This window comes from Kitasatospora sp. NPDC048194 (genome assembly GCF_043202455.1).
Taxonomy (GTDB): Bacteria; Actinomycetota; Actinomycetes; order Streptomycetales; family Streptomycetaceae; genus Kitasatospora.
Genome location: NZ_JBIDAK010000004.1, coordinates 17,152 through 43,577, shown reverse-complemented (window position 1 = coordinate 43,577; position 26,426 = coordinate 17,152). Strand labels below are relative to the sequence as shown.

The 26,426-nt window shown below is 72.7% G+C and carries 24 protein-coding genes; 16 read left to right on the top strand and 8 right to left on the bottom strand.

The window, feature by feature from the left end:
• Positions 1-9 precede the first annotated feature (9 nt).
• Both ACGF07_RS07140 and ACGF07_RS07135 read left to right on the top strand, forming a co-directional pair.
• Positions 10-753, top strand: a complete 744-nt coding sequence (locus ACGF07_RS07140) for a ribonuclease H (RefSeq protein WP_392896149.1) — start codon at positions 10-12, stop codon at positions 751-753.
• Positions 754-890: 137 nt separating this feature from the next.
• On the top strand, positions 891-1,121 hold the full coding sequence (locus ACGF07_RS07135; protein ID WP_392896148.1) for a hypothetical protein: 231 nt from the start codon (positions 891-893) through the stop codon (positions 1,119-1,121).
• A 66-nt stretch (positions 1,122-1,187) separates the two neighbouring features.
• Here the strand turns inward: ACGF07_RS07135 and ACGF07_RS07130 are convergent, their stop codons facing one another.
• Positions 1,188-2,543, bottom strand: coding sequence for a hypothetical protein (locus ACGF07_RS07130; RefSeq protein WP_392896146.1), 1,356 nt, complete (start codon positions 2,541-2,543; stop codon positions 1,188-1,190).
• Between the two features lie 257 nt (positions 2,544-2,800).
• Between ACGF07_RS07130 and ACGF07_RS07125 the strand changes: the two genes are divergently transcribed.
• Positions 2,801-3,583 carry a hypothetical protein gene (locus tag ACGF07_RS07125; protein ID WP_392896144.1) on the top strand — a complete coding sequence of 261 codons (783 nt, stop codon included), beginning with the start codon at positions 2,801-2,803 and terminating at the stop codon, positions 3,581-3,583.
• A gap of 144 nt (positions 3,584-3,727) precedes the next feature.
• Positions 3,728-4,438, top strand: coding sequence for a hypothetical protein (locus tag ACGF07_RS07120; RefSeq protein WP_350735503.1), 711 nt, complete (start codon positions 3,728-3,730; stop codon positions 4,436-4,438).
• 103 nt (positions 4,439-4,541) lie between these two features.
• Here ACGF07_RS07120 and ACGF07_RS07115 read toward each other — a convergent pair whose 3' ends face one another.
• Both ACGF07_RS07115 and ACGF07_RS07110 read right to left on the bottom strand, forming a co-directional pair.
• Positions 4,542-4,973, bottom strand: a complete 432-nt coding sequence (locus tag ACGF07_RS07115) for a hypothetical protein (protein WP_392896142.1) — start codon at positions 4,971-4,973, stop codon at positions 4,542-4,544.
• Between the two features lie 306 nt (positions 4,974-5,279).
• Positions 5,280-6,581: an MFS transporter gene (locus ACGF07_RS07110; protein ID WP_392896140.1), complete on the bottom strand. Its 1,302-nt coding sequence runs from the start codon at positions 6,579-6,581 to the stop codon at positions 5,280-5,282.
• Positions 6,582-6,653: 72 nt separating this feature from the next.
• Here ACGF07_RS07110 and ACGF07_RS07105 point away from each other — a divergent pair, with 72 nt between their 5' ends.
• A complete protein-coding gene (locus tag ACGF07_RS07105) occupies positions 6,654-7,538 on the top strand; it encodes a winged helix-turn-helix transcriptional regulator (RefSeq protein ID WP_392896138.1) in 885 nt (294 codons plus the stop codon).
• 73 nt (positions 7,539-7,611) lie between these two features.
• Here ACGF07_RS07105 and ACGF07_RS07100 read toward each other — a convergent pair whose 3' ends face one another.
• Entirely contained in the window at positions 7,612-8,313 is a 702-nt protein-coding gene (locus tag ACGF07_RS07100) for a hypothetical protein (RefSeq protein WP_392896137.1), read from the bottom strand.
• A gap of 295 nt (positions 8,314-8,608) precedes the next feature.
• Between ACGF07_RS07100 and sph the strand changes: the two genes are divergently transcribed.
• The gene (gene sph, locus ACGF07_RS07095; protein ID WP_392896135.1) at positions 8,609-9,580 is read left to right on the top strand and encodes a sphingomyelin phosphodiesterase; all 972 of its coding nucleotides are present in this window, start codon (positions 8,609-8,611) and stop codon (positions 9,578-9,580) included.
• Positions 9,581-9,859: 279 nt separating this feature from the next.
• Complete coding sequence (locus ACGF07_RS07090) at positions 9,860-10,663, top strand: thioesterase family protein (protein WP_392896133.1); 804 nt, start codon at positions 9,860-9,862, stop codon at positions 10,661-10,663.
• Positions 10,664-10,781: 118 nt separating this feature from the next.
• Here the strand turns inward: ACGF07_RS07090 and ACGF07_RS07085 are convergent, their stop codons facing one another.
• Positions 10,782-12,107: a radical SAM protein gene (locus tag ACGF07_RS07085; RefSeq protein WP_392896131.1), complete on the bottom strand. Its 1,326-nt coding sequence runs from the start codon at positions 12,105-12,107 to the stop codon at positions 10,782-10,784.
• Between the two features lie 491 nt (positions 12,108-12,598).
• Here ACGF07_RS07085 and ACGF07_RS07080 point away from each other — a divergent pair, with 491 nt between their 5' ends.
• Together ACGF07_RS07080 and ACGF07_RS07075 are read left to right on the top strand one after the other, a co-directional pair.
• A complete protein-coding gene (locus ACGF07_RS07080) occupies positions 12,599-13,888 on the top strand; it encodes a family 2 encapsulin nanocompartment cargo protein terpene cyclase (protein ID WP_392896129.1) in 1,290 nt (429 codons plus the stop codon).
• Between the two features lie 91 nt (positions 13,889-13,979).
• Complete coding sequence (locus tag ACGF07_RS07075; protein ID WP_392896127.1) at positions 13,980-14,858, top strand: geranyl diphosphate 2-C-methyltransferase; 879 nt, start codon at positions 13,980-13,982, stop codon at positions 14,856-14,858.
• A gap of 138 nt (positions 14,859-14,996) precedes the next feature.
• Here the strand turns inward: ACGF07_RS07075 and ACGF07_RS07070 are convergent, their stop codons facing one another.
• A complete protein-coding gene (locus ACGF07_RS07070; RefSeq protein WP_392896125.1) occupies positions 14,997-15,647 on the bottom strand; it encodes a dihydrofolate reductase family protein in 651 nt (216 codons plus the stop codon).
• Positions 15,648-16,011: 364 nt separating this feature from the next.
• Here ACGF07_RS07070 and ACGF07_RS07065 point away from each other — a divergent pair, with 364 nt between their 5' ends.
• From ACGF07_RS07065 to ACGF07_RS07055, 3 genes are all read left to right on the top strand, one after another.
• Positions 16,012-17,082, top strand: coding sequence for a phosphatidylinositol-specific phospholipase C domain-containing protein (locus ACGF07_RS07065; RefSeq protein WP_392896123.1), 1,071 nt, complete (start codon positions 16,012-16,014; stop codon positions 17,080-17,082).
• Between the two features lie 320 nt (positions 17,083-17,402).
• Entirely contained in the window at positions 17,403-17,792 is a 390-nt protein-coding gene (locus ACGF07_RS07060; RefSeq protein WP_392896121.1) for a ribonuclease domain-containing protein, read from the top strand.
• A gap of 146 nt (positions 17,793-17,938) precedes the next feature.
• Entirely contained in the window at positions 17,939-18,466 is a 528-nt protein-coding gene (locus tag ACGF07_RS07055) for a hypothetical protein (protein WP_392896119.1), read from the top strand.
• Positions 18,467-18,997: 531 nt separating this feature from the next.
• On the opposite strand, the gene ACGF07_RS07050 is transcribed toward ACGF07_RS07055, so the two are convergent.
• On the bottom strand, positions 18,998-20,620 hold the full coding sequence (locus ACGF07_RS07050) for an alpha/beta hydrolase (protein WP_392896117.1): 1,623 nt from the start codon (positions 20,618-20,620) through the stop codon (positions 18,998-19,000).
• Positions 20,621-20,838: 218 nt separating this feature from the next.
• Here ACGF07_RS07050 and ACGF07_RS07045 point away from each other — a divergent pair, with 218 nt between their 5' ends.
• The 3 genes from ACGF07_RS07045 (at position 20,839) to ACGF07_RS07035 (ending at position 24,517) form a co-directional block, all read left to right on the top strand.
• Positions 20,839-22,203, top strand: coding sequence for an MFS transporter (locus ACGF07_RS07045; protein ID WP_392896115.1), 1,365 nt, complete (start codon positions 20,839-20,841; stop codon positions 22,201-22,203).
• A 58-nt stretch (positions 22,204-22,261) separates the two neighbouring features.
• Complete coding sequence (locus ACGF07_RS07040; RefSeq protein ID WP_392896114.1) at positions 22,262-23,110, top strand: SAM-dependent methyltransferase; 849 nt, start codon at positions 22,262-22,264, stop codon at positions 23,108-23,110.
• Between the two features lie 198 nt (positions 23,111-23,308).
• Complete coding sequence (locus ACGF07_RS07035; protein WP_392896112.1) at positions 23,309-24,517, top strand: serine hydrolase domain-containing protein; 1,209 nt, start codon at positions 23,309-23,311, stop codon at positions 24,515-24,517.
• A 35-nt stretch (positions 24,518-24,552) separates the two neighbouring features.
• On the opposite strand, the gene ACGF07_RS07030 is transcribed toward ACGF07_RS07035, so the two are convergent.
• Positions 24,553-25,743, bottom strand: coding sequence for a CapA family protein (locus ACGF07_RS07030; RefSeq protein ID WP_392896110.1), 1,191 nt, complete (start codon positions 25,741-25,743; stop codon positions 24,553-24,555).
• A gap of 286 nt (positions 25,744-26,029) precedes the next feature.
• On the opposite strand from ACGF07_RS07030, the gene ACGF07_RS07025 reads away from it, so the two are divergent.
• Positions 26,030-26,308: a hypothetical protein gene (locus ACGF07_RS07025; protein ID WP_392896108.1), complete on the top strand. Its 279-nt coding sequence runs from the start codon at positions 26,030-26,032 to the stop codon at positions 26,306-26,308.
• Positions 26,309-26,426: the final 118 nt, after the last annotated feature.

The following is a 26,426-nucleotide window of genomic DNA, read 5'->3' as shown; positions in this document are numbered from 1 at the left end:
GATCGGGGCATGGTGGAACGAGTCATTGCAGCGTGTGACGGAGCGGCGAAGGGCAACCCGGGCCCGGCGGCCTGGGCCTACGTGGTCGCGGACGGCGCCGGGAGGCCCCAGCGCTGGGAGGCCGGGCCGCTCGGGCACAGCACCAACAACATCGGTGAGCTGACGGCACTTCAGCAGCTGCTCTCCGCCACCGATCCCGCCGTGCCGCTGGAGGTCAGGCTCGACAGCACCTACACCCGTGACTCGGTGACCAAGTGGCTCAAGGGCTGGAAGCGCAACGGCTGGAAGACGGCCGCGGGCAAGCCGGTCGCCAACCGCGAGCTGATCCAGCGGATCGACGAGCTCCTGGAGGGCAGGGACGTCGTCTTCGTGTACGTCCCCGCCCACCAGGTGGACGGCGACCCGCTGAACGCCATCGCCGACAAGGCCGCCAGTGACGCCGCCCGCACCCAGCAGGCCGCCGCCGGGACCGCAGCCGACCTGCCGGTGCCCGACCCGGCCCCGGCCGCCAGGGCGCCCCGGGCGCGCAGCCCGCGGGCCGCCACCACGACCGGCAGCGGTGGGACGAGCGGCACCGGCGGCACCGGGAGCGCCGGCGGTCCCGGCGGCAGCGTGAGGCGCAGCGGCTCGCGCACCCTGAACGCCCGGTTCCCCGGCACCTGCCCGTGCAGCCGCCCGTACGCCAAGGGTGACAAGATCACCAAGGTGGGCGGCAGCTGGGGCCACCCGGAGTGCGCCGCCGCCCACGCCTGACGCGGCGCTTCGCAGGCCGCTTCCCGGGGCTGGGCACCCCCGGGAAGCGGCCCGCGCGCGGCGACCTCGGCCGGCACTGAGTCGACCGGTGCCCGGGCACCGTACTGATCGGTGAGGCACGAGGGAAGGTGAGTGCGGTGATCGTCTCCGAGACGCCGGAGTTCCACGTCGGGGACCAGGTGTGGGTCTACCGCGACTCCTCCTATGGCACGGTCGAGAGCGCCGTCGTGGTGGCCGCCCCGGCCGACCGCAGCCTCCGGCTGGAGTTCGCCGACGGCCACCGCAACCATCTCCGCCGCGGCCGTGTGGAGCTGCACGTTCCTCGTGGGAGCCGAGGAATGACGGGGCGTCAGGAGAAGTCGGACTGACCTGCCGACCGGTCCGGCCGCGGCCCTGCGGGCGGCCGCGGCCGGGCGGTCAACGACATCGGAGGATCACTTCTCCTGGGCGATGGACTTGATGTCCTCGAAGCTCATGCCGAGCTTGTTGAAGGCACGGGCCTGCGCCTCCGGCACGCCGAGGCCGGCCAGCTCCTTGAGCTGGGCATCGGTCAGCGGCGCGGCCTCGGTGGCGGGCGGGACGTCGTCCGGTCCGGTACCGTCCTCGGCGCCGCCGGCGGCGAGGGTGAGGAAGGTCTTCATCAGGTCCTCGCCGGTCATCTTCACCGCGTCGGCCGGGGCCTGGACGTTCGGCGCGGCCTGGTTGAAGGCGAGCTTCACGGGGAGGTTGACGCCGGGGCCGGCCTTGCGGTCCAGCTGCGCCAGGTCGAAGGTGGCCGAGGAGAACGCGCCGTCCTTGAGGAAGAGGTCCACGCCGACCTTGGTGTCCGGCACGTCCTTCGGGGCCTCGGTCGGGAGGTTCTTGAACTGCTGCGGGAACTTGCCGGCCAGGGGCTTGATCGCCTTGTACAGCTCGTCCACCGCGGTGCGTGCGGGGGCACTCATCCAGATGTGCTCGGTGCCGTCCTTCTTGCCCTTGTCCTCGAAGGTGACGGTCCGGTTGAACACGTCCTTCAGGGAGTTGAGGAGCTGGTTGCCGGCCTCCGGGTCGACCGAGGGCACGGCGGCGGGCTTGTCGCCCTTGCCGCCGTCGGTCTTCTTGGCCTCGTCCGCCAGCTCCTGGAGGTCGAACGAGACCCACTTGCCGTTCAGCACGGCCTTGGCGCTGCTCAGCTCCGGGGGCAGGTCCTGGGCGACGGTGTCGACCTCGGACGGGTCCTGGCCGGTCAGCTTCAGGACGCTCTTCACGTCGGCGTGCAGGTACGCCTTGGCGTCGAGCTGGCGGTACTCGAGGAGCGGAGTGCCCTTGCGGTCGGCGAGGACGTAGGAGACCCGCACCGACTTGTCGAGCGTGAGGTCCTTCTTCTCGTCCGCCTTCGGGGTCTTGAAGGCGTCGACCTCCTTGAGCGGCTTGTCGGCCGCGACGGCGACGGAGAGGGACAGCCCGGACAGGGCGCGGGCGCTCGTCTCGTCGGCCGCCTCTCCAGTGGCCTTGGTGAAGGCGATGACCTGCTCGGGGGTGGCTTCCACGGAGAGCGTGAAGCCGGCCGACTTGCCGTCACCCACCTTGTCGAAGGCCTTGGTGACCTTCTGGGCGGCCGAGAGCTGCTCGGCGGTGCCGCAGGCGGTCAGACCCGCGGCGAGGACGGAAGCGGTGACCGCTACGGGCAGCGCGCCGTTGGCGGCCTTGCGGATGACGGTGTTGATGGTGCTTCTCCTGTGTGACAGGGCCTGATCGATCGGGTCAGGCCGATCCCTCCCCTGCGGCGCAATGGGCCACAGCGCATACATAGGTGATCACATTATCAACAAGATGACACGCCATTTTTTGACCCTCCTTTTAACGGATTCTGCCGTGGTCGTGACCCGGGCAGGAGGAGGCCGCAGTCCGGGCGGCGGCGGGTCGGTGACCTGGGCGGGGGCGACCGCTCGGGGCGGAACCTCGGCCGCCCAGGGTGCTGTTCGAAGCCTCATCACCACCTGCTAATCTCAGCCGATTTCCCGCCGCGAACGGTCGGCGGACAAGACGGGGTAAGAGGGACGAACACATGGCAATTCTCCGGGCCAAGCAGAAGGCCCAGGTCATAGAGAAGCTCTCGCAGGTGGCGCCTCCTGGGGAGACCTTCATCGCCTGCGTGCATGCGGAGAGCGGCCCCAGCCCGTGGCTCAACGGGGTCTTCGGCGAGATCCCGCTGCTCGGCCTGATCATCATCCTGACCCGCCGCTACTACTTCCTGACGCTCACCAACACCCACGTGGTGGTCAACGCGGCCAGCCGCTGGACGAACCGCCCCGGCGACGTCGTCGCGGCGTTCCCGCGCACCGCCTTCCCGGTCAGCCGGGTCAAGCGCGCCAGCATCTGGAGCTCGATGTACCTCCAGATGCCGGGTGACGCCAAGCCGATGCGCCTGAACATCCACCGCATCTGGCGGGCCGAGATGGACCAGCTGAGCGCGGCCTTCCCGCCCGGGTCGATCGACCCGTCCTCGCAGCCGTTCGACACGCCGCAGGGCCAGCCGTACCCGATGGCCGGCCAGCCGGTGCCGGGGCAGCCGATGGTGCCGCAGCAGCAGGGGTACGCGGCGCCGCAGGCACCGTACCCGCCGCAGGGCCAGCCGCACCCGCAGCACCAGCCGCACCCGCAGCCGCCGGCCAACCCGTACCCGGCACCCCAGGGCTACCCGGCGCCGCAGGGCTACCCGGCTCCCCAGGGGCAGCCGTACCCGCCGCAGCCGGGCGCCCCGGTGCCGCCGCAGGCGCAGCCCTACCCGCCGCAGGTCCCGAACGTGCCCTACCCGGGCCAGCCGGGAGGCTACCCGGGTCAGCACTGACCCGAGCCGAGTGCGCTCCGGCCCCGACTCCCGCCCGGGAGTCGGGGCCGCCTGGTTCCAGGCCGGGCCGGGCCCGACGCGACGAGCCGGACCGACTCTGCGAGGCTGAGAGAGCAGCTACCTCGACCGAGGAGGCCGGCACCGATGTCAGCGCAGAACCCGGAGCCGTCCCGACGGAGGGCTCGCGCCGCCGCGCTCCGGGCGGCCGAGGTCCGCCACCAGCGGCGACGGCGATGGCTGGTAGGCGGGCTGATCGGCCTGCTCGTACTCGTGGCGGTCGGCGGGATCGCCGTCGTGATCGCGACGAACCAGAGCTCGTCCCCGCCCTCCGGGGTGCCGGCGCACCCGCGCACGACCGCCGAGGGCCGGACCACCCCGCCGCCCTGGGACGCGCCCGCCGACGTCGCGGCGGCCGTCAAGGCGGCCGGTCTGCCGATGCTCGGCGCCGAGGGCACGGCCCTGCACATCCACGCGCACCTCGACGTGTACGCCGACGGACAGGCCGTGACGGTGCCCGCGCTGATCGGCATCGACGAGAACGCCCAGCGGATCAGTCCACTGCACACCCACGACACCACCGGCGTCATCCACGTCGAATCGCCGGTGAACGCCGACTTCACGCTGGGCCAGTTCCTGACCGAATGGCAGGTCTCCGCCTCCGCCGACCACCTCGGCGGCCTGCGCACCGACGCCACCCACTCGCTGACCGCGTACGTGAACGGCAAACCGGTGGCCGGCGATCCGGCGGCGATCACGCTGCACGCCCACGACGAGATCGCCCTGGTGTACGGCACGGCGGCGGAGAACGCCTCCGTGGCCGTGCCGAGCAGCTACAACTGGCCGAGCGGTTTGTAGGGGGAATCCTGCCCAGGGGGCTCTCCGGAGGTGCTCCGCAAGCCCCCGCCTGCGGAGCACCTCCGGAGAGGACCCGGTACGCCGCGCGTTCCGTGCCGCGGGGCTACTGGGGGTTCTCGAAGATCTCGATCTCCCCGCCGCACTGGCCCCCGACGGCATTGCCGGCGACGCAGAACCTGATCACGACGCTCTTTCCGTGGGTGGGGCTGAAATAGCCCGTGCCGAATACCAGCCCGTACACCCGGCGGAACTTCCCGTCGGAGGGGTCGTCCTCTCCCGGGCGGATGTAGGAGGTGCGCCTGATTTCGCTTCGGCCACCACCGTATTCACGGGACCAGTGCTCGAGGTAGCCGTAGGTGGCGTCCTGCGTGTAGAGCAGTTCGACGTCCGCCGTGACCTCGTAGCTGCCGTTCCCGAACCGGACCTCGCCGTGGCGGGCCTGGGTGCTGAGGCAGGCAGGGAAGAACCAGCCGTTGCAGTGGGACCCCTCGAAGCGCCGCACGGTGTCGGCGTGCGCGGAGGCCGACGTCGTCATGGAGAGCAGCAGAGCGGCTCCCGCGAATCCGATTGTTCTGCACATTTTTCGAAACGTTCTCTTCATGTGCTCCCCACGTATTCGGATGGGGCCGTCGGGCCCGGCCCCCGTCGAAGACGGTATGCCCACGGAATCATCCGGTGAAGCTTTTCCGGCGGGGAAAAATGTGGGTGAACAAAGTAATCTTGTATTACTCGGCTGCGTCAATGCGAATTCACTGTCCAGCCCTTCCAAGTACCCGCGGATCCTCCGGGCGGCTCGGCGCCCGGCCCGGTCGACGGAGGAGCGGGGCCGGGCCGGCCGGGCTCAGGCCAGGTCGCGCATCCGCCGGATCGGGCTCGCCAGCAGGACGGCGGGGCTGGCCACGCTGCTCACCGCGAACAGCAGCAGCGCCGTACGCGGCCCCCAGGCCGCCGCCGCGGCGCCGGCGGCGAGGGCGCCGACCGGGATCGCGCCCCAGGAGACGAAACGGACGGTGGCCATCACCCGGGACAGCAGCTCCGGCGGCGTCCTGGTCTGCCGGTGGGTGCGGGTCACGATGCTGGTCACCACGACGCCGGCGGAGAACCCGGCGTTGCCGAGGGCGAAGACCAGCGTCCCCCAGCCTGACCCTGCCAGCGGAAGCAGCAGGGCGAAGGCGGTGGCGACCACCGCGCCCCACCACACCGCGCGACCGGTGCCGATCCGGGCCACCAGTCGGGGTGTGGCGGCGGCGCCGAGCAGGCTGCCGAGGCCTCCGGTGGCCATCAGGGCGCCGACGGCGGCGGCCGGCGCGTCCAGGGTGCGGACCAGGAACACCGGGGTGAGCGTCATCAGGGCGCCGCAGACGAAGTTCACCGCGGTGGCGTCGGCGACGCAGGGCTTGATCACCGGATGCCGGATGACGAACCGCCAGCCCTCCCGGATCTGTTCCCGCATGCCGGCGCCGTCCGTCCGTTCGGCGGCCGGTTGCCCGGTGCGCGGCAGACTGCCCAGCAGCGCCGCCGAGGCCAGGTAGCTGACCGAGTCCAGCAGCATCGACGCCGCGCCGCCGACCAGCTGGACCAGCACGCCGCCCAGCGAGGGGCCGGCCAGGTCGGTCGCCGCCACGCTGCCGGAGAGCAGGCTGTTGCGGGCGGTCAGCTGCTCCTTCGGGACGACGGTGGGCAGGAAGGTGGAGTTGCCCACGTCGAAGACGACGCTCGCGAACCCGACGACCAGTGCCACCGCGACGAGCTGCGGCAGCCCGAGCACGCCGAGGGCCGCCGCCAGCGGTACCGAGGCCACGGCGACGCCGCGGAGCAGGTCCATCGCGACCTGGGTGCCGCGCAGTGGCAGCCGGCGGACCAGCACCCCGGCGGGCAGCCCGACCAGCAGCCAGGCCACGTAGGCCGCGCCCGTGATCAAGCCGACCTGCAGCGCCGTCGCGTGCAGGGTGACCACCGCGATCAGGGGCAGCGCCACCGCCGTCACCTGGTCCCCGAGCCGGCTGACCGTCGAGGCGGTCCAGTAGCGCCAGAACGCCCCCGCCCCGCCGTTCCGGCGCCCGTCGGGCCGCACCGCGTCGACCGTTTCCGCCGGCGCCTGCACGCCCGCGCCGTCCACCGTCTCCACCGGTTCCGCCGTCACGTCCACCCCCTTGTCGCCACCCGGTCCGGGACCGAGTGAGTTCCGTTTGGGAACTCACTATAATCACTGATCATGCGCCACACCGAAGCGGCTGACCCCGACTGCGCGATCTCCCAGGCCCTGAGCGTGGTCGGGGACACCTGGACCCTGCTCCTGATCAGGGACGTGGCCGGCGGCACCCACCAGTTCGACGCGCTGCAGAACGCACTCGGCATCAGCCGCAAGGTGCTCACCGAGCGGCTCAAGGCCCTCGTCGCCGACGGCGTGCTGGAGAAGCGGCTCTACCACCCGCACCCGCCGCGCTACGAGTACCACCTGACCGGAGCCGGACGCGGACTGCTGCCGGTGCTGGTCGCCCTCCAGGACTGGGGCGGACGCTATGTCCTGGGCGACGGCTCGCTCTCCGGCACCAGCGCCGCCGACTCCGCCGAGACCCGCCGGGTCATGGCACTGACCGGCCGCCGACTGCCCGCAATGGAGCTCACCGCCGCCTCCGGCGGGCCGGCCGACCCGGTGGCCGCGGACCGCGCCTGGACGGTGCTGTACTGCTATCCGGGCGCCTACGCGCCGGGCGGTGCGGACTACCCGCCGGGCTGGAGCGGGATTCCCGGAGCGGCCGGCTGCACGCTGGAGTCCTGCACCTACCGGGACCGGATGGGAGAGTTCGCAGCCCGCGACGCCGCCGTCTACGGCGTCAGCACCCAGCGGCCGGACCAGCTGGCCGCCTTCGCCGAGCACGCGCGGATCCCGTTCCCGCTGCTCTCGGACGCCGGGCTGGAACTCGCCGCCACCCTCCGGCTGCCCACCTTCCGCGCCGCCGGTGTGGACCGCCTCAAGCGGCTCACCCTGGTCCTCGACGACTCCCGCACCGTCCGCGGCGTGCTCTACCCCGTCACCGACCCGGCGGGCTCGGTCGAGGACGCCCTCGCCCTGCTCGACGGCCTGACCGGGACCTGACGGACGGCTGCGCCCGGCCCGGTCGGCGACGCAGCCGTCCGTCATCGAGCGGTTCGGACCGCCGGTCCGGCTGCTACGTGCCGCCCTTGCGGCCGCCGCGCCCCCGCAGGGAGCGGTGGGCGGCGCCGAAGGTGAGCGCGGCCCACAGGACGGCAACCGCGCCGGCGACGTAGACACCACTGCTGCGGAAGGAGAGGTCCTTCTCCAGGGTGGCGGGCGGGGCCCAACCGTCCGGGTCGACCACGACGGTCGCGGTGGTGCCGACGGAGCCGCCCGAACAACCGATGCCCTCGATCGTGCCGTGGGGCAGCGGCCGGTCGTCCTCCCGGCGGACGGTGCAGGTCCAACTGACCTTGCCCGTCTTGTCCTTGGCGCTGTGGGCCGCGGTGATGACCACCTGGGTCTCCACCCCGCGGTGGGAGAGCAGCTGAGCGCGGATGGCGGGCGTGGGGATCACCAGCAGCAGCACGCCCAGCAGGACGGCCGGCCAGACCACCCACCCGGTGCTGCGGACCAGCATCAGCCCCACCACGGCCGCCATCAGCACCAGGACCGCGAGGACCGTGCAGCCGACCTGGTAGTCCGGGTTGGTGGCGAGCGCGAGCAGCCCGATGATCAGCACCGGTGCGAGCACCCCGACCAGCACCGCCGTCCGGCGCACGGTGCGCGGCGGCAGCGGGGCGTCCTTGCGCGCCCGCTTGCGGACGGGCTTCGCCGGCCGGGAGGCCCCGGCGGCGAGCGGTCTCTTCGGCTTCCTGTTCCTGCTGCTCGTCATGCTGCCCCCGATCGGTGTGCGCGGTCGTGCCCGCGCCAGTGTGACGGCAGCCCCCGACAGCCGGAAGACCGGGGGTCCGATCGGGCTGACCAGCCCGATCGCCGGGGAGCGGGCCGCCGGAACCGACGCTGCGTCACCGGCCGTCCTCCCCAACGACTCGGACGGTCCGGCCCTCCTGTTCCGGACGAGTTCACCGAATGCTCGCCGGAAGTCTTGCGAGCCGTGCACGCACCGAAGTTGGATGCCCAACATCCCGCGAACCGGCGGGTCACCACGTCCCCCACGGAGCCCCCGGATGCCCCTGCCGTCCCCGCGCCGCGCCCTCGCCGCCGCCGCCACCGTGCTCGCCACCCTCGGCACCGCCCCGGCCGCCGCGGAGAGCGCCCCCGTCACCGCGCCGCCGCTGCACGTCCTGACGTACAACACCTTCCTGATGAGCACCTCGCTCTACCCCAACTGGGGCCAGCAGCAACGCGCCCGGGCCATCGCCTCGGCGGACTTCTTCCAGGGCCACGACGTGGTCGTGCTGGAGGAGGCCTTCGACAACGCGGCCTCCGACGCGCTGATCGCCCAGGCCGCGGCCGCCTACCCGTACCACACGCCGGTGGTGGGACGCTCCACCAGCGGCTGGGACGCCACCTCGGGCAGCTACAGCGCCACCACCCCCGAGGACGGCGGGGTCACCCTGCTCAGCAAGTGGCCGATCCTGCGCAAGGAGCAGTACGTCTTCAAGGACGCCTGCGGCTCCGACTGGTGGTCCAACAAGGGCTTCGTCTACGCGGTGCTGGACGTCGACGGGCGCCGCACCCACGTGGTCGGCACCCACCTGCAGTCCACCGACTCCGGGTGCGCGAGCGGGCAGGCCGCCGACGACCGGGCCAGGCAACTCGGCGCGATGCGGGCCTTCCTGGACGCCAAGCGGATCCCGGCCGACGAGCCGATCGTCGTCGCCGGCGACCTCAACATCGACTCGCGCGGATCCGAGTTCCAGGCGCTGCTGGACAACGGCAACCTCGCCCCGGCCTCCGCCCGCACCGGCTGGCCGTACTCCTTCGACACCACCGACAACTCCATCGCCGCCTACCGCTACCCGGGCGAGCCCAAGGAGGACCTCGACCACGTGCTCTACCGGGCCGACCACGCCCGCCCGCAGCAGTACACCAACGAGGTCCTGCGGGTGCACAGCGCGCCCTGGACGGTGAGCAGCTGGGGCAGGAGCTACACCTACACCGACCTCTCCGACCACTACCCGCTCGCCGCGCACTGACCGCCGCTCGGCTGGGGGGCGAGGCGGGCGGTACGGCCTGCGGTGGGCCTGGCCACGGCGGTGCGGGCGGTGACCGTCCGGTCGGGCTCCGGACGCGGCGGTGCGGGACGCGGCGGTGTGGGACGCGGCGGTGCGGGGCGCGGCGGTGCGGGGCGCGGCGATGTGGGGCGCATCACAACCCCCGGTGCCGGTTCGGCCCCATACGATCGTGATCGCGGGCGCCGGAGTCCTGCGGCGCCCGCCCGGCCCCCCGCGATCCGGCCCGAGGAGAAACGCACCTTGACCGCCCCCACCGCCGCGCCCGACAGCTACTACCAGCGCACCGGCGAGCACCGCTACAAGCCGACCGGCCACGCGCAGGGCGCCTGGCACCCGGACGAGCAGCACTTCAGCCCGGTGGGCGGCCTGATCGCACACGCGATCGACCGCTACCGGGCCGGCCGCCCCGCCGACGGCCTGGCACTGGCCCGGATCAGCTACGACATACTCGGCCTGATCGCCCTCGACGAGCTCGAGATCAGGGTGGAGACCGTCCGACCGGGCCGCACCATCGAGCTGGTGGAGGCGGTGGCCACCGTGGGCGACCGCGCGGTCGTCCGGGCCCGGGCCTGGTTCCTGGCCGAGCTGGACACCGCCGCCGTCGCCGGAACCCACGACGAACCGCTGCCCGCGCCCGAGGAGTTCGAGCCGTGGGCGATGAGCGGACAGTGGGGCGGCGGCTACATCGCCTCCATCGACGTCCGGCACCGCCTCACCGCCCCCGGGCGCGCCGCCGCCTGGGTCTCCACGCCGCTGGAGCTGGTCGCGGGGGAGCCCAGCAGCCCGCACGCCGCCTTCCTCACCCTGGTCGACACCGCCAACGGGATCGCCGTCCGCCGGGATCCCGGTGAGTGGATGTTCCCCAACACCGATCTGACGGTCCACCTGCATCGCCGCCCCGAAGGCCGCTGGACCGGCCTGGACACCGCCGTCACCTTCGGTCCGGCCGGGCACGGTGTCACCAGCACGGTGCTGCACGACGTCCACGGCCCGGTCGGCCGTGCCGAGCAGATCCTCACCGTCCGCCCGCTGAACGGCGGGTGAGGCCACGCTCGGCCGGCCTTCGACGGGCCTCTGCGCGGCGGGCGAGCGCTCGCCGAGCGGGTCCGGCGGTCCGGCGGTGCCGCCCCCGACCGGGCGCGCGGCACCGCCGGCAGCGGGCTCAGCCCGGGAGGGAGTCCATGAAGGAGCTGACCGAGAAGACCGCCTTGCCGGGACCGGCCGGGCCGTAACCGGGCGGGGAGGAGAGGCCGAACTCCTCCAGGGCCGCCCGGTAGGTCCGCAGCAACCGGATGTGGTACTCCAGCGGCGCGCCCTGCGGGTTGGCCTTGCCGAGCGGGGTGGTGGGCTCGGGGCACCAGGTGGTGAACCGGGGGACCACCCCGTGGGACATGAAGAACCGCAGGCCCTCCCGGGTGGAGGCGATCGCCTCGTCGACGGTGGTGAAACCGAAGGGCTCGGCCATCTCCACGCCCGCGACGAAGTTGGGGATCACGTTCTCCGCGCCGAACACCTCGGTGGAGTCGAGGATCCGGCGGTGCCACTCGTCCCGGCCGACGTAGCGCTCCTTGCCGGGGCAGTAGAGCTCGAACAGGCGCTTGTCCCAGACCTCGAAGTTTGGGTGGTAGATCCGCACGCCGTAGTCGCGGAAGCGCTGGACGTCATCGCGCGGCAGCGCCTGGGCGACCACCTTGCCGATCCAGCGGCCGGGGAAGCGCTCCTCGATGGCCTTGGCGTACTGCCCGTAGAAGTCGGCCTCGTCCCGGCCGCCGACGTGCGAGGTGATGGCGCCGCCGGTGAGGGTGTAGGCCTGGGAGGCGCGGGCGGTGTCGTGCCGGTCGATCAGCTCCAGGGCCTCCAGCACCTCCTCGACCGGCTTGACCCCGGTGTACGGGCGGCCGGCCGCCTTGTGCTGGCGCCAGTTGTGGTTGATGTCGCAGTACTGGCACTCCTCCTTGGCGCCGAAGTACTGGCAGACCCGGAACACCGTGAGGTAGATGAGGTAACCCCACTGGATCGTCGGGGCGACCTCCATCACGGACTTGCTGTTGGCCAGGGTGTGGCGGTAGTAGTCGGGCATCGGCGGCAGGCCGACGTCGGCGATCCGGGCTCCGTCCAGGTAGAGGCCGAGGGTGCCGTCCTCGCCCGCCCCCACCCGGTACGGCGAGTCCGGGTTGACCCGCACCGACACCACCGTGCGGCGCAGCCCGTACGGTCCGCCGGTCAGCACCACCTCCTCCGGCGGCCGGTTGAGTGCGGCCGCGCCGAGTTCGGGCAGGGTGCGGTGGTCGAAGGAGAAGATGAAGTACGACTTCGGCTTGACCTCGCCGCCCCCGTCGGCGCCGGAGCTGCCGCTGAGGGCCGACTCGTCGAAGGCCATGCCTCCGCGCAGCAGGTCCTCCTTGATCACCGCCTCCCGGGGCACGTCGGGGAAGCGCTCCATGAGGTCCTCGACGAGTGCGGTGCGGCTGCTGGGCTGGCTCTCCATGCGCTGGTCTTCCTTCCCGGTCCCGCTTCCTCGACGGGGCCCCAGGCCATTCTTCTCCCTCTTACACGGCCGGCTACGGGCGGAACCACTCGTCGGGGCGGGCGGCCCGCGGCCGGGCAGCGCCGGACGCGCCACGGTCGCGATGGGTTGACGCGGTCCGCAGCGGGGGCGCAGGGGGCCGGGCCGCCGCGATGCGCCGGAGGGTGGGGTCGGCCCGTGCAGGATGAGGGGGCGCTTCAAACGCCGTACGCATGAACGTTCACCTTATCGGGTGTAGAAGATCGTCCATTGCGTTCCGCGGCGCGCCTTCGCGCCTACGGTTGGGAAACGAGCGAGACGGGGCCCGCGGCGTGGAGTTCCCCTTCGCGACGGCGGGATGACGGCCCGTCACATCCTGCGGTCCTTCTCAGAGGAGGCTCCATGCCCGTGCGCACCCAACCGGACTCACCACCCCCACCGCCCACGACCGTCCTCGTGTCAGGGGTGGGCGCATGAACACCAGCGCCATCGAGCGGATCCTGCGCGGACCGAGCGGAATCGGGACCGCCGGGCTGCAGCCGGCGCCGCAGCTCGCGGCGGCCCAGGCGCCGGCGGCAGCGGCCGCCGTCCCCGCGGAAGTCCTGCCCGAGACCAAGGTGCCCGAGGTCAGGACCCCGGGGTTCGGGGCTCCCGGCTCCAAGGCCCCGCTCCTGGTCGGGTCGGCCGGTCCGGCGCCGGGCCTGCCCGGTCCGCCCCGCCTCGCGCCAGCCGTCGCCGTCGATCCGCCGGCCGTCGATGCCCCGACCGGGGGCAAGCCGAAGGCCGGCGATCCCGTCCCCGGCCTCTACCACCACCCGATCGCCGAGCCCGACCCGGTCCGGGTGGAGGCGCTCAGCCTGAAGATCAAGGCCTGGGCGATCGACGAGATCGAGCTCTACCCGCCGGAGTGGGAGAAGGATTTCGACGGGTTCTCCACCGGGCGCTACATGGTGGCCTGCCACCCGGACGCGCCCAGCGTCGACCACCTGATGCTCGCGGCCCGCCTGATGGTCGCGGAGAACGCCGTGGACGACTGCTACTGCGAGGACCTCGGCGGCTCTCCGGTCGGCCTGGGCAGCCGCCTGCTGCTCGCGCACACCGCGCTCGACCCGCTCCACACCACGGCGGAGTACCACCCGGCCTGGGAGTCCTCGCTGTCCGAGGACCCGCCCCGGCGCGCCTACCGCTCGGCGATGGACTACTTCGTCCGCGCCGCGACGCCCTCCCAGGCGGACCGCTTCCGGCACGACATGGCGCGGCTGCACATGGGGTACCTGGCGGAGGCGGCCTGGGACGAGACCGGCCACGTGCCGGAGGTGTGGGAGTACCTGGCGATGCGCCAGTTCAACAACTTCCGCCCCTGCCCGACGATCACCGACACCGTCGGCGGCTACGAGCTGCCCGCCGACCTGCACGCGCTGCCCGCCATGCAGCGGGTGATCGCGCTGGCCGGAAACGCGACGACCATCGTCAACGACCTGTACTCGTACACCAAGGAGCTGTCCAGCCCGGGGGTGCACCTCAACCTCCCCGTGGTGATCTCCGAACGCGAGGGCGTCTCGCACAAGGAGGGCTACCTGAAGGCCGTCGAGGTCCACAACGAGCTGATGCACGCCTTCGAGGCGGAGGCGGCCGCGCTGGCCGCGGCCTGCCCCGTGCCGACACTCGTACGGTTCCTGCGCGGCGTCGCCGCGTGGGTCGACGGCAACCACTACTGGCACCAGACCAACACCTACCGCTACACGCTGCCCGACTTCTGGTGAGCGCCGTTCCCGGTCGCACCCCCGGCAGCCGCCCGAATCCCGGTAATCACCCGTTTCCGGTAACCACCCTTGAGAACACTGGAGTTGACCCATGTCCGTGACCGACGACCTCAGCGCTCCCGACCGCACCATCCCCGGCCCGGCGACTCCCTACCAGGGTGACATCGCGCGCTACTGGGACCACGAGGCCCGCCCGGTCAACCTCCGCCTGGGTGACGTCGACGGCCTCTACCACCACCACTACGGCATCGGCGCGGTCGACCAGCAGGCGATCGGCGACCCGGCCGACAGCGAGCGCGAGAAGAAGGTCATCGCCGAGCTGCACCGCCTGGAGTCCGCCCAGGCCGACGTGCTGCTCGACCACCTCGGCGACGTCCCGGCCGACGGCCTCCTGGTCGACGCCGGCTGCGGCCGCGGCGGCTCCATGGTCATGGCGCACCAGCGCTTCGGCTGCCGCGTCGAGGGCCTGACCCTCTCCACCCAGCAGGCCGAATTCGGCAACAAGCGCGCCGCCGAGCTCGGCATCGGGGACTTCGTCCGCTCCCGGGTGGCCAACATGCTCGACATGCCCTTCGAGAACGGCTCGGCCGCCGGCTCCTGGAACAACGAGTCCAGCATGTACGTCGACCTGCACGACCTGTTCGCCGAACACTCCCGGGTACTGGCCGTCGGCGGCCGGTACGTGACCATCACGGGCTGCTGGAACCCGAAGTACGGGCAGCCGTCGAAGTGGGTCTCGCAGATCAACGCGCACTTCGAGTGCAACATCCACTCCCGCCGGGAGTACCTGCGGGCGATGGCCGACAACCGCCTGGTGCCGCAGGCCGTCATCGACCTGACCCCCGACACCCTGCCCTACTGGGAGCTGCGCAACACCACCTCGCTGGTCACCGGCATCGAGGAGGCGTTCATCGAGTCCTACAAGGACGGCTCCTTCCAGTACGTGCTGATCGCGGCCGACCGGGTCTGACGTGCCCGGCCGGGTGTGACCGACCGGATCCGACGAGCCCGGGCGACCCAGGCGGTCCCGGCCGGCCCGGGCGGTCCCGGCCGGTCCGGTGTGTGTCGGGCGGCCTCCCCGGAACGCGGGGAGGCCGCCCGTTCCGCGTCAGCTCCGGCGGCGGGTGAGGGTGAGGTGGATGACGCCGCTCGGGCTGCTCACGGCTTCGCTGTCGAAGCGCTGCTCCAGGCCCTCGAGCCCGGCCCACAGCGACTCGCCCCGGCCGAGTACGATCGGCACCACGACCACGTGCAGGTGGTCGATCAGGTCGGCCTCCAGGAAGGCGCGGACGGTGCTGGGCCCACCGCCGATCCGGACGTCCTTGCCGCCGGCTGCCTTCCGGGCCTGCGCCAGTGCCTCCTCGGGGGTGGCGTCGAGGAAGTGGAAGGTCGTGCCGCCCTCCATCTCGAGGCTGGGGCGCGGGTGGTGGGTGAGCACGAACACCGGGGTGTGGAACGGCGGGTTCGGGCCCCACCAGCCGCGCCAGTCCTCGTCCTGCCAAGGGCCTCGTTGCGGGCCGAACTTGTTGCGCCCCATGATCTCCGCGCCGATGTCGTCGGCCCAGGTGCGGGCCATCGCCTCGTCCACACCGGTGTCGCCGCCCGTCTTGCCGTGCATCCGCCGGAAGGTCTGGGTGCGGAAGAACCAGCGGTGCAGCCGATCGGTCGCGTGGCCGAAGGGCTGCTCGAGGCTCTGGCCCTCGCCGGTGCCGTAGCCGTCGAGGGAGATCGAGAAGTTGTGGACGCGGACCAGGGACATCGGTTTCCTCCGCTGCTCGGTGCTCGGTGCTCGCTGTTCGTGGGCAGGATGATCTCGAACCCGGTGCTCATCGCCCGTGTCGGTCGTCACAGTGCTAGTCGTCACAGTGCCCGGCTTCCGGGTGTTCGCGGGACACGCTAGCGCGCGGGTACGACAGGCTGATGCTTCGTCACCTCCGGGGCGTGGCGCCCTGCGCGGCACCCCGCGCGGGCCGGGGGAGCCCGGCCCGGACCCCCTGCAGGCGTGACGGAGTCGTCACGCTATTGTCGTGTCTTCTTCACGAGAAGCACGCCCGGGCGGGCGATGCTTGCTCGGGCGGCCGCGAGGGCGGCCGACGCGACCGAACCCGGGGGGAACGATTCCGATGACCGTACGCCGTACCCTGGCCGGCCTCATGGCGGCCGGCCTGGCCGCCGCCGCGGCGGCCCTGATCCCGACCGCCGCCCCCGCGGCCGCCGAGGGCGGCACGGGCGACCTGCCGTTCGGCTCGGCCACCACCGTGGGCCTGCACAACACCTACGACCCGGCCGCCTACCCGTACCTCGCCCAGAGCCTCGACACCGGCACCGGGATGATCGAGCTGGACCTCTGGACCGACGTCGTCACCAAGGAGTGGAAGGTCAGCCACTCCAACCCGCTCGGCAACTCCAACAACTGCACCGCCGCGGACACCCCGGCCCAGCTCTACGCCGGCGGCACCAACAAGAACCTGGAGCACTGCCTCGACGACGTCCGGGTCTGGCTCGGCGCCCACCCGGGCGCCGGACCGCTGGTGATCAAGCTGGAACTCAAGGGCGGCTTCGCCGGGAACATGGGGATGGGTGCCGACCAGCTGGACGCGCTGATCGCCGCCCACCTCGGCAACGCCGTGCTGCGCCCGGCCGACGTGCTGGCCAGGCCCGGCGGCGGCTCGTACGCCACGGTCGACGAGGCGGTGCGGGCGGGCAACTGGCCGAGCCGCTCGGCGCTCGCCGGCCGGGTGCTGCTCTACGCGATCCCCGGGACGGTCGAGGAGGGCAACCCCTTCGACAACCTGCACACCGACGTCGAGTACGGGCGGCACCTGCGGGACCTCGCGGCGGCCGGGCGGATCGGCCAGGCCCAGCTGTTCCCCGCCGTGCACGGCGCCGCGGCCGGCGACCCGCGCGGCAAGTACACCGGGGCGGACGCCGGGATCCGGCCCTGGTTCGTGGTCTTCGACGGCGACGCCGCCGCCTACGTCAACGGCATCGACACCGCGTGGTACGACCGCTCGCACTACCTGCTGGTGATGACGGACGCCCAGAACGTCGCGCCGCAGATCAGCGCGACCGATCCGACCGCCGACCAGGCGCGGGCCCGGACCGAGCAGTTGGCCCGCGCGCACGCCAGCATCGTGTCGAGCGACTGGCGCAAGCTGTCGGCGGTGCAGTCCCTGGTGCTGCCGCGCGGCTGAGCCGCGCGGTCGTCCGGCACCGCGTCCGGCACCGCGTCGGGCACCGCGTCCGGCACTGCGGCCGTCACCGCGTCCGCCACCGCCTCCGCGTCCGCCACCGCCTCGACCGGCGGTGGCGGACGCATGTGCGGGTAAAGGCGGGTGCGGGCGGCTGTGGTTCGGCCGGTGTGGACGGCCGACGGGTCGGCCGTCCACGGATGCGGCCCCGCGGAGTGGCCCGCTGATTCGGTCAAGTCCTGCAAAAGTACGGTGAGTTGACCGGAGGTGAAGGCTTCGGACAGGGCTTCCGAGTCGCTCCCGGGCTCGTCATCCTGGGTGGCATGACCCGAACTCCACGCGTGTGGAAGCGTGTTGCCGCCACCACCGTCCTCGCCCTGACCACACTCGCGCCCGTCGCCGTCGCCACCGAGGCGCATGCCTCGGTGAGCGGCAAGGTGTGCCTTTCCGCCCTGCCCTCCCAGGTCCGGACCACCCTCGACCTGATCGCCGCGGGCGGCCCCTTCCCGTACCGCCAGGACGGCACCGTGTTCGGCAACAAGGAGCACGTGCTGCCCTCGCAGCGGTCCGGCTACTACCACGAGTACACCGTCGTCACCCCCGGTGCCCCGACCCGGGGCGCCCGCCGGATCGTCACGGGGCAGCGGTACCGCGAGGACTACTACACCGGTGACCACTACGCCACGTTCCGCCTGATCGACTTCGGCTGCTGAGCCCGCTGTCGACCTCGCCCGCGTGCCGGTGGGCCCCGGTCTCTCCCGGTCGGGGGGCCCACCGCCGCCGGCCGGCCGACGAGCCCGGGTGACGGCTGGTGGAACGCCGACGGTATCGTGACTGCGCCTCGGGGAGGGGGACGAAGGTGACGGCAGCAGACGCCGGCGCGGCCGGCGGACCGGAGCAGCCGGTGGACCGGGCCTCGGCGATCGCCGCCCGGCTGGAGCGGCTGATGGCCCGGGAGGCGGCGCGGTCCGGCGGACGCCCGCCGGCCTACCGCGAGTTGGCCGAGCGGATCAACCGGCTGGCGGGACGGGACGTCATCTCGCGCGACACGGTGCGCAACCTCCACCTCGGCCTGAACCAGAAGGGCCAGGCCTCCAACCCCACCGTGGACACGCTGGACTGGCTGGGCCGCGGCTTCGGCATCAGCGCCGGCGCGAGCTACTTCCTGGACGACGCCAAGGCCGCCCTGGTCGATGAGCAGCTCGATCGGCTGGGGCGGATCGGCGAGCTGGAACAGGCCCTCGGCCACGACGGGGTGGTGGACCTGGCCAGGCGTGCCGCCGCGCTCTCGGACGGGAGCCTGCGGGTCCTGCTCGCCATGGCCGACGACCTCCGCGAGCTCGAGGAGAAGGCCGCGCGTACGCCTGGTCCGGCCGACGGCCGATGAGCGGAGGCGCCGCACCGTTCGGCGATGTCCGTTTCCGCGCCGCCCACGCGGCCCGTGGCTCGGTCGGCCGCGACGGGTGGTCGTGCACCGTGCGGGGAGGCGAGCTCGCCGGTTTCGGTGGTCGCGGGGTACAACGCGCGTCGCCTGGCGATTATGATCGTCACCGCAGTGCGGGTTCGCCGACACCGACGTGATGCAGGATTGCGAAGTGGTGGCACGGGAGGTCCGCAGTCCTGCGCGGGGGCGGTCTACCGGGAGAGGGCAGGAGGGGACTTCCGGTGGCGCCGCCGCCCCTGCGAGGCCGGCTGGGTCCGACGGAGCGCGAAGGGCCGCCCCGCCCCTGCTGACGGCAGGTCCGGAAGGGGCGCCGGCGTTCCCGTGCCGGCAGTTCCCGCGCGAACGGTTCCCGTGTCGACGGCTCTCGCGGTGAGTTCCTGTGCTGCCAGATCCTGTGCCGACGGTGTGCCGACCCCCTGCCCGCTCGGGGGAGAGGCAGGGGCAGGGGGACTCGGCGCGCGGCAGCTCCGGGCGTCAGTCGGTCGTGCAGCGGGTGCCCGCGGCTGGCACGGTGCCGTCGACGAGGAAGGCGTTCACCGATGCGCGGACGCAGGCGCTGCGGTCGTACGCCACGTGCCCCTCGCCCTCGCGGGTGAGCAGGACGGCGTTGCCGAGCTCGCCGGTGAGCTTCTCCGCCCAGGCGTAGGGGGTGGCCGGGTCGCCGGTGGAGCCGACGACGACGATCGGGGTGGCGGCGGTGGACTTGACGACGTGCGGCTTCTCGGTCGAGCGGAACGGCCAGACACGGCAGTCGGGATCGAACAGCGCGGCCGTCGGGTCGTGCTTGCTCACCAGCGGGGCCTTGGCGGCGAGGTCGCTGAGCGCGGCCTGGAGCTGCTCGCCGGAGGGCGCGTCGGTGGCGCCGTCGGCGCAGTGGATGGCGGTGTAGGCGTCCGTGGAGGGCCCGTAACGGCCGTCCTTGTCCCGGCCGTTGTAGTCGTCGGCGAGCGCGAGCAGGTCGTCCCCCTCGCCGCGGACCATGGCCCAGCCGAGGGCGTTGCGCAGGCCGGCCCAGGCCTGTTCGCCGCCGTAGAGTCGGCCGATCACGCCGTTCCAGGCCGCGGTGGAGGTGAGGGTCCGGCCCTTGGCGGTCTTGAGCGGCTTGTCCTTGAGCCCGTCGAGGAAGTCGGCGAGCTTCCCCGCCGCGAGGTCGGGGTCCTTGCCGAGCGGGCACGGGTTCTTGGCGGCGCAGTCCGCGGCGAACGCCTTCAGCGAGCGCTCGAATCCGGCTTCCTGCTCGATGTTGTGCTGGATCAGGGTGCTGGACGGCGAGGTGGCGCCGTCCAGCACCAGCCGGCCGGCCCGGTCCGGGAACTCCTCGGCGTAGAGCGAGCCGAGGTAGGTGCCGTAGGACATGCCGAGGTAGCTGAGTTTCCGGTCGCCGAGGGCGGAGCGCAGGACGTCCATGTCGCGGGCGGTGTTGCGGGTGCTGACGAAGGGCAGCACCCGGGCGTACTTGGCCTGGCACGCGTCGGCGAGCTGCTTGCCGTGGTCGGCGCCGGCCTCGTCGGTGTTCAGCCAGCCGTCGCGGGTCCGGTCGTCCAGGCAGTTGAGCGAGCTGGTGCCGCCGACTCCGCGCGGGTCGAAGCCGACGAGGTCGTAGCGGTCGTGCACCGGACCGTCGAAGCGCTTCGGACCGCCCTTGACCATGGCGACGCCGGAACCGCCCGGACCGCCGGGGTTGAGGATCAGCGAGCCGATCCGCTGGTCCTGCTTGACCGCGGGGTTGCGGATCACGGCGACGTCCAGCGTGCCGCCGTCCGGGGCGGCGTAGTCGAGCGGGACCTTGAGGGTCGAGCACTGCAGTGCCGAGGTGTCGGCCTGGTCCTCGGCCGACTGGTCGCCGTCGTTCCGGCAGGGCGCCCAGGCCAGCTGCTGGCCGTAGAAGGCCTTGAGGGCCGGGTCGTCGGCGCCGGTGGGCTTGGCGGTCGGGGTCGGGGTCGCGCTCGGAGTGGCGGACGCGAGGGCGGTGGCGGACGCCGCGGCCGGGGCGGGCGCGGAGGAGGAGCCGCCGCTGGTGCAGCCGGCCAGCAGGGCGACGGCGGTGGCGGCGGAGACGGCGACGGGCAGGGCGCGCCTTGAGGTCCGGATGATCATCGAATGCACCGCACACAAATATCACCAGGTAGTCACACCAGTCACATCGGTGGTGCGTACCCTTCCCGTACGCCCTCTCGCACGCCTGCTTGCCCGGAGGGGTCCGCCCGCTACGCCGGCTTGCCCCAAGGGGCCGCCCGCACGCCTGCTCGCCGACCGCCCGGACGAGCCCGCCGGGCCCGATTCCGCCGCCCTCCCGACGGTGCCATGCTGACGCCATGACAGATCGCATCGAGACCGGTCCCGCCGAGGGTGAGGCGCGAACCGGTGGTCGACGGCGGGAGCTGGCGGCGGCGACCGTCGGGTCGGTGGTCGAGTCCTTCGACTGGAACGTCTACGCCGTCCTCGCGCCGTACTTCGCCGCGGACCTCTTCGGCCACGGCAAGGGCGGCGTCAGCGGGGTGCTCGGCGCGTACGCCACCTTTGCCGTCGGCTTCGGGGCCCGGCCGGTCGGTTCCTACCTGATCGGGCGGCTCAGCGACACCCGGGGGCGGCGGTTCGCGCTCAGCCTCGGGATGGCGGTGATCGCGGCGGCGAGTCTGGGCATCGCTGTGCTGCCGGGGCAGCGGAGCGTCGGGGCCTGGGCGGCCGTGCTGGCGGTCACCGCGCGGGTGGTGCAGGGGCTCGCCTTCGGCGGCGAGGCGCCGAGCGTCGCCGCGTACGTCACCGAGACCGCCCCGCCGCGGCACCGCTTCGCCTTCAGCTCGGTGTCCTACGGCGGGATCATCCTCGGCTCGCTGCTCTCCTTCGGCGTGCTCACCCTGCTGATCCACACCATCGGCAAGTCGGGCCTGGAGCACGGCGGTTGGCGCTGGGGCTTCGTCGCCGCCGCGCTGCTCGGCCTCGGCGCGGTGTGGGTGCGACGTGCCGCGCCGGAGAGCGCCGAGTTCCACCGCGCCCGCGCGAGGTCCCGCGCCCAGGGGCCGGACGCCGCACGCCCGCCGTTCCTCCGGATGCTCCGTGAGCACCGCTGGGCGGTGCTCACCGTCTTCCTCAACACCCTCGGCGGCACCGTCGGGTACTACTTCGCGCTGGTCTACCTGCCGCAGTACGCCGCCGCCTACCACGTGATCGACAAGGAGCAGGCGGCCTCCTTCATGACCGTGGTGCTGGGCGCGGTGCTGGTCACCATGCTGCTCACCGGTGCGGCCGCCGACCGCTTCGGCCTGCTGCCGGTCGCCCGGCTCGGCTTCGGACTGCCCGTCCCGGCCGTCGGCATCCTGCTGGCCGGGCTGCGCGGTGGCTGGCTGCCCTTCCAGGCCGTGGCCGTGCTGCTCGGGATGCTGGTGGCGACGGTGCTCGGCACGCTCAACGTCTTCACCGGTCTGCTCTTCCCGACCGAGGTCAGGGCGGTCGGCCTCGGCGTGGTCAACGCGGCCACCATCGCCGCCTTCGGCGGGACCTTCCCGCTGCTCGCCGAGTGGCTCGACCACCACAACCGGCTCGGTGTGATCCCCGCCTACGTCACGGTCTGCACGGCGGGGCCGGCCCTCGCCCTGCTGACGGCGATGCGGGTGCCCTCGTTCGCCGCCGCGGTGAAGGAGGCGGAAGCAGGCGTTCAGCGGACACCGGGAACCGCCTGACGGACGTCGCCTCCTGTGGTTGAGTGGTCCGGGACGGACGTCGAACGGGGAGGGCGCAGTGGACAGCATCGGGCCGGAGAGCTGGTTGACGGAGGCCGCGTTCGACCAGCCGCCCCAGGTGGACCTGCGGACCGACCGGGCGCACTCGGCCCGGGTCTACGACTACCTGCTCGGTGGCAAGACCAACTTCCCGGCCGACCGCGAGATGGCCGACCGCCTGCTCGCCGACCTGCCCGGTGCCCGGGACGGCGCCGCCGCGGCCCGCGGGGTGATGCACCGGATGGTCCGCCGCCTGGCCGGGACGCACGGCATCCGCCAGTTCCTGGACGTCGGCACCGGCATCCCCACCGCCCCCAACCTGCACGAGGTCGTCCAGGCGGTGGACCCTACCTGCCGGGTGGTCTACGTGGACAACGACCCGATCGTGCTGGCCCATTCGCGGGCGCTGCTCAGCAGCACCGCCGAGGGCCGCACCGCGTACGTCGAGGGTGACCTGCGTGACCCGGAGAAGTTCCTGGCCGACCCGGCGGTGGCCGCCACCCTGGACCTGACCGAGCCGGTCGCGCTGACGCTGATCAACATCGTGCACTTCCTCTCCGACGAGGCCGCGCACCCGCCCGTCCGCAAGCTCCTGGACGCCCTGCCCTCCGGCAGCTTCCTCGCGCTGACCGCGGGGACCGCCGACAACGCGCCGGAGCAGGCCGCGGTCGGCGCGCGCCGCTACGCGGAGGCGGGGATCGACGTCCACGTACGCTCCCTGGCCGAGGTGGAACGTTTCTTCACCGGTTTGGAACTGGACGATCCGGGCGTCGTACTGGTCAACCGCTGGCACCCGGAGCTGGGGGAGCCCTCGGCCGTCGCCGACAGCGAGGTCTCGGTGTACGGCGGCCTCGCCCGCAAGCCGTAGGGGCAGCCGCCCGCCCCCGGCCCCTGACGGCTCGTCGGGGGCCGGGTACTCCGAGGGGAGCAGGGCCGGGCACTACCGGGGTAGCACGGGAGCGACGGCCCTTTCCTGCTGCATGGTGACGACCGGTCACGGGATCCCGTGATGGTGTGGGGGCACCCGGGAGCGATCACGCTCCCCGCCGCACCGGAGGAGAGCACCATGACTTCGTCCACCCCGCGCCGCCGTCCGCTCCGCAGGGCGGCGGCCACCGCGGCAGCCGCCGCCCTCGCCCTCCTCACGCTCGCCACCCCGGCAGTCGCCGCCCCGCCCGGCACCGCCCTGGCCGGCACTGCCGCGCGTCCGGGCGCCCCGCCCGACACCGTCCAGGGCCGGCTGGACGCCCTGGTGACGGACCTCGGGGCGCCCGGAGCGCTGCTGACCGTCCGCGACGGCCGGGGCCGGACCGCCGGCCGCACGGCCGGCGTCGGCGACGTGGCGACGGGCGCACCGGTGCCCCTCGACGGAGCGGTCAGGGTCGGCAGCAACACCAAGAGCTTCGTCGCCGTCGTCCTGCTCCAGCTGGTCGACGAGGGCGAGGTGGCGCTGGACGACACCGTCGACGACCACCTGCCGGGCCTGGTGAGAGGCGAGGGCATCGACGGGGGGAACATCACCATCCGTCAGCTGCTCCACCAGAGCAGCGGACTGCCCGACTACAGCGACCACCTCGGTGACGAGGTCCGGCACTACGAGCCCCGGGAGCTCCTCGACCTCGCCCTGCGGCACCCCGCCGCCTTCCGGCCGGGGGCGTCCTGGCAGTACAGCAACACCAACTACCTGGTAGCGGGCATGATCATCGAGGAGGTCACCGGCCGGCCCCTGTCCGAGGAGCTGAACCGGCGGATCATCCGCCCGCTCGGGCTCCGGCACACGTACCTCCCGGCCCCGGGCGACACGACGATCCGGGGCCCGCACCCTAAGGGGTACGACAGGCCGGCGCCCGGCGCCCCGTTGGTCGACGTCACCGAACTCGATCCCTCCTGGGCCTGGGCTGCCGGGGGCCTGGTGTCCACGAACTCCGACCTGGACCGGTTCTTCACCGCCCTGCTGGAGGAGGACCGTCTCCTGCCCGGCGATCTGCTGGCCGAGATGCGCACCACGACCCCAGCCGAGGACACCTTCGGTCCGGGCGCCGAGTACGGCCTGGGCCTGGTGCGCAGGCCGCTGTCCTGCGGCGGCTACTACTGGGGACACGGCGGCAGTTACCCCGGCTACGAGACGCGCGCCGGCGCCACCGCCGACGGAAGGTCCGCCGGCGTCGCGGTGACGGCGCAGGTGACCGACAGGGCGGGCCGCCAGCGGCTCGACGACCTCGTGGACGCCGCCCTGTGCGCACTACCGGACGCGGCACCGGGAGGCCACCGTTGATCCGGGCGGACCGGCGGACCCGGTACCGGCGGCCGTCACCGCTGCGGCGGCGCCATGGTGAGGCCGGCCGCACCGGCTCCGCGGCTGAGCACCACTGTACGGATGTGCTCCAGCGCGCGGGCCCAGTCGGTGCGGCCGGGGTTGCGGCGGACGGCCTCCCGCAGGTCGAGCACCCGGTAGGGCGGGCCGAGGTCGGTGATCTGCGGCACGAACTCGGCCCGGGTGACCGTCCACCGCTGCCCGGGGCCGGCCGACGGGCTGACGGTGAAGCGGGCGAGGGAGCTCCAGTTGCCGCGCGGGTCCTCGGCGCCGTCGTAGGTGAACATGTGGCCGGCAAGCTGGTCACCGAGACCGTAGACCGTCCAGGTGTCGTTGATCTTCTCGTAGGCCTGGGGGATGTGGGCGTGGGTGCCGAGGACCAGGTCGATGTCGGGTCGGCCCGGACCCTGTCCGGCTGCGGACAACTCCCGTGTCAGGGTGAGCTGTTGCTCGTTCGGCGTGTCCTGCCACTCGGTGCCCCAGTGGATGCTGACCACTACCAGGTCGGCGCCGTTCGCCCGGGCGGCGCGGGCGTCGGCGAGGATCCGGTCCCGGTCGATCAGGTTGACGGCCCAGGGTTCGCCCTCGGACAGGGGGATGCCGTTGGTGCCGTACGTGTAGGCGAGCTGGGCCACCGTCGCGCCGCTCGTCCGCAGCAGCGCGGGCCGACCGGCCTCCTCGGCGGTGCGGGCGGATCCGGTGTGGGCGAGGCCGACGGCGTCCATGGCGTCGAGCGTCCGGCGGATTCCGGCCGCACCGTCGTCCAGGGTGTGGTTGGACGCGGTGTCGCAGGAGCTGTACCCGGTGTCCTTGAGCGCCTTGGCCACCTGCGGCGGGGACTTGAACGTCGGATAGCCGGTGTACGGGCCGCCGTCCGCGCCGTAGACGGTCTCCATGTGGCAGATCGCCAGGTCCGCACCGCTGACCAGCGGTTTGACTCCGGCCAGCATGGCCGTGAAGTCGTACCCGTTGCCGCCGGCGTCCTCCTTGGCCTGCTGGATGATCTCGGTGTGCGGCAACACGTCGCCGGTGGCGACCAGGGTGAAGGCCCTCGGGCCGGTCGGCGTCGGCGTCGCCGCCTGCGGCGTCGGGGCGGGCGGCTCGGCTGCCCGCGGTGCGCCGCAGGCCGGGAGGGCGAGCAGCAGGACCAGGGTCGTGGCGGCGGTCCGCCGATGGGACAGGGGCATCATCGGCTCGTCTCGTGATCGGAAGGTATGACCAACCTTTCGACCATGCGGGCCCGCCCGGCGCGGACCGCTTCCCCCACGCCCGCAGGTCACCCGGGGAGACTCCGACCGCTGCCCGGAAGGCCGGGGCCCCCGGGGCCCGGTAGTGGAGTGCTTCGGCACCTGGCCAGTGCCCTGACCACAAACGTTCACCGGGCTGGGTGTCGTTCGGCCGGCCGGTGTGAGCGGTCGCGGGCGGCGGCGCCGGCGGTGTCCTGGGCACCCGTGTGGGTGGCAGCATCGTCCTGTGATCACTGGGGTTGAAGAACGCGGAGCTGTGGTTCAGGGAGATGAGGTCGTCAGGGCCCTTCTGGCGGCGGTGGCGACCTTGGAGGATCTCGTTGCGGTGGGGCATGACTCTCATGCGGCGCTGAGCACCCTGGAAGAGATTGCCTATGAGCTGGGCAGGATGGATCCGGGCGGGCGTCGGCGATTCATCGAGGGGCTGGAGCGCGTTGCTGCGGAAGAGCAGGATCGAGCCGCTTGGATCCGGGGTGTTCCAGATGCATTGGGCCTTGATCACTGAGGCCCGAGAACCGGAGGTCACGCGGCTGCACGGATGTGGCGTCCGCCCCATCGAATGCCCTTCTCGCTCCGGATTCGGGCACGCGGCGCGCCTGGCCACCGCAGCGGAGGGTTCGGAC